General features: G+C 52.7%; 4 protein-coding genes. All 4 read right to left on the reverse strand.

The features are described from left to right. On the reverse strand, positions 1 to 641 hold a 641-nt coding region (locus tag ACYC56_RS13620; protein ID WP_461374719.1), incomplete at its 3' end, for an ABC transporter permease. Continuing rightward, positions 634 to 1,449, reverse strand: coding sequence for an ABC transporter ATP-binding protein (locus ACYC56_RS13625; protein WP_461374720.1), 816 nt, complete (start codon positions 1,447 to 1,449; stop codon positions 634 to 636). The genes ACYC56_RS13620 and ACYC56_RS13625, both read right to left, overlap by 8 nt. Beyond that, positions 1,449 to 2,456, reverse strand: coding sequence for an ABC transporter substrate-binding protein (locus tag ACYC56_RS13630; protein WP_461374721.1), 1,008 nt, complete (start codon positions 2,454 to 2,456; stop codon positions 1,449 to 1,451). Before ACYC56_RS13630 ends, ACYC56_RS13625 begins: the two co-directional genes overlap by 1 nt. 176 nt (positions 2,457 to 2,632) lie before the next feature. Then, positions 2,633 to 2,848, reverse strand: coding sequence for a hypothetical protein (locus ACYC56_RS13635; RefSeq protein ID WP_461374722.1), 216 nt, complete (start codon positions 2,846 to 2,848; stop codon positions 2,633 to 2,635). Between the last annotated feature and the right edge of the window lie 396 nt (positions 2,849 to 3,244).

Genomic DNA, 3,244 nt, shown 5'->3' on the forward strand with positions numbered 1-3,244 from the left:
ATGTCGGGTTTGTTGAAGCGACTCCAGGAGTCGATGATAAAGTAGCCGAGGCCTTCCTCTGTTGCAAAGGTCTCTGCGAAAAAGAGCACCGCGATGGCGGTCCCCGAGGCGATCCTGATGGCGGTAAATGTCTTGGGCAAACTCGCCGGATAAATCACGTGTTTATATATCTGCCACTTGGTAGCGCCGAGAGATTGCATCGATATGATCGATTGATTTGGTATCTCACGCGCCGCGTCTCGCGTCGTAACGAGAATCTGGAAGAAGACGATAACGGTTATCAGCACGATTTTTGATAAGTCCCCAATCCCTAAAAGGACGAGAAATATCGGTAAGAACACGACCTTTGGGATGGGATAAAGGATAAAGATAAGCGGCGCGAAAAAGCGGTCGAGGCGCTCTTCCCTGCCCAGGACCAGGCCGATTGGCAACGCCAGAATCATCCCGAGCGCGGTACTGACCAGAACCCGGTAGAGACTGATCGCAAAGTGGCGCGAGAGGTCCCCCGGCAACAAACGAAAGAAATCCACAAAGACGACCACCGGCGACGGCAAAGCCTGTAGTTTGAATATGGCCGCAAGCGCATACCAGATAGCAAAAAGCCCGACGGTCGCGCCGAGATATCCTCTTGCTTTATCCAACGCGGACACCGTCCTTTAGCATGCCGCGTAGTTTCGCACAGTGATCGTAAAAGCCGGGTGTGTTGCGATAGTCGTCCCCGCCCATCTCACCGTTATCGACCATCGAGGTGATCCGCCCTGGATTTATCCCCATGACCGCTATGCGCTTGCCGAGAAACGTCGCCTCTTCAATACTGTGCGTCACAAGGACAACCGTCAAAGGGCCTGGTAAATGACCGTTTCCGCTACTATCTACCTTTACTTTACCGTTAGCTTTGCGTTCAAGCCATATGTCGAGGACGGTATTTTGCAGTTCTTCTCGGGTGAGGGCGTCGAGCGAAGAAAACGGCTCATCCATGAGGAGTAAATCGGGGTCGAGTGAGAGCGAGCGCGCAATTGCCACGCGCTGGCGTTGCCCGCCCGAGAGTTGGCCCGGATACCGGTCGCGCATCTCCCAAAGGCCGAGACGCTCGAGAATCCTTCCTACCCTCTCCTTGATCTGCTCCTTCGGAACATGCCGCACTCGGAGACCGAGTGCGGCATTATCGAAGACGGTATTCCATTGAAACAACCCATAGTCTTGCAGGATCAACGCCGTCTGAAGCCGCTGTCCTTGTAACTCTTCGCCGTCAATCCTGATAGTCCCACGGGTCGGCTTGATAAGACCGCTTAATGTATAGAGCAGCGTCGATTTGCCGCAGCCCGAGGGGCCGATTATAGCTAGCGCGTCACCAGCCGGGACATGTAAATCAACGCTGTCAAGCGCCGTTACCGTCCGGCCGAGATTCTTGTAATCGACTCCAACGTTGAGAAGATCTACATCGGGCACTAGCTGGGCTGAACCTCCTGGTTGACCAGGTCTTTATACGTTAAACCGGGTTTGACGATATTCTTCTTGACCATCCAATCCAGTACCTGACCCACTTCATCCTTGGTCGGAAGCTGGACTTCGGGATAGGTATTGATTTTATACGAATCCTCGATCGGCTTTGGCAGTTTGGCTTTTTCGACCAGCAGTTTGCGGTAGGTATCAGGATTCTTATTAATCAAGGTTACGCCGTCATTTATGCCTTCGAGCAGGCTTTTGATTGCGGTTTTGTTCTCATCCTTACCAAGAAAATCTTTTCTGAACACAAGGACCGTCTGGGACAGGTTGGCGCCCTTGGTATCGTCGACGATCAAATGGGCACCTTGCTTTACGGCTAGGGCAAGCAATGGATCGGGCAACGCCGCGGCCTGCACCTTACCGCTCATCACGGTTTCCATGCGAACCGGCAGAGCTTTGATCTCGACTTTCTTGATATCGGGATCCTTGAAACCGTTTTCTTTAAGCAGCGAGTCGATAACGTACTCGGTGATGGTGTTGCTCGATGTGGCAATCGGCACGCCTTTAAGCTGGGCGGCTGTTGCTATGGTCGATTTCGGAGGCGCCACGATGCCGAAGCGCCCCTGATCCGGAGTGGCCCCGAGCAGAATGCTCACGATAGAAACCGGGGTGCCGCTTTGGTGCAGCGCGGCAACGGCGACTATGTCGCCCATGAAGCCGTCGATTTGACCGGCCTGAAGCGCCGCGTCGCGCTCCTGGGCGCTTTTAAACACCGTAACCTTTACATCGAGGCCTCTGTTCTTAAAAATCCCCTTCTGGTCGGCTACGTGGATAGCCAGAGTATCCTCGGTCGGAAGCGTCCCGACCCTGATGGTCGTTGGCATGGATGTCGCTTTCTCGGTTGCAGTTTTATCCGCTTCTGATGTACTCGTTGCGGTTTTCGTGGTGCTACAGCCGATCGCTAAAAGGCTGAGCGCCAGGATAAGTAAACCGGCAATGATTTTTCTCATTAATCTCCTCCTCGGTAAACATACTGTGTTTGGATAATGGCTACGCAAAAGCTCTATATTTTATGTACCTGGGTGGTGCCCAGGGCCGAATCGAATAGGCCGGACAAAAAACAAACTAAGCAGGATATTAGCACAAAACAGGGGTGTATTGTACCGTAGTGCGGTGAGTTTTCTGGTTAGGGGGATGTTGGATGATTGTGGTGGGTGGATGGGATGATAGAGGTAACGATGATGGTAAGTGCTAAAAATGTGGGCTCTTGGTGGATGGTCAATCTTAGGGCGGTGCTAAACAGCCCGGCTTTTTGGTAATACTGCTTCGGAGGTTGTGCTAAACAGCCCGGCCTTCCGGTGGTTGCCCTTGTCTCGCCTACAGATTCGCGACCTGCCTGCACGTGCCCTCCGTGAGGGATATCATCCTATCCGGCCCTATCGGGGGGCCACGGATGCTCTCCCACACTCCACGCACGCTCCGGCCCACGTCGCTCATATTCCGGCTCCGACAAGGACACCACCTCCCGGCCATACCGTTTAACCTTACCTTTGGAGAGCCCCAGTTATTGGATAGATAATTAACCATGGATACTTATTCCTGTGGATAGCACCGTTTTATCGGATAACCACTTACCTATGGATAGTTATGTCTGTGGACAGCGCCCTTTAGTTGGATATCCCTCATATTTGACACCCCTATAGTTGTTGGTGCTTGTAGACCTCATCTGTGGGCTTTAGCCTCCTATTGGATAATCCCAAAGATTCTTGTGCCCAGGGTATCACCCCGTAATTGAACA

This window comes from Candidatus Aquicultor sp. (assembly GCF_054640775.1).

Excerpts from the sequence above, each read along its gene's own strand:
- ACYC56_RS13630 (WP_461374721.1), bottom strand. The coding sequence starts at position 2,456 with ATGAGAAAAATCATTGCCGGTTTACTTATCCTGGCGCTCAGCCTTTTA.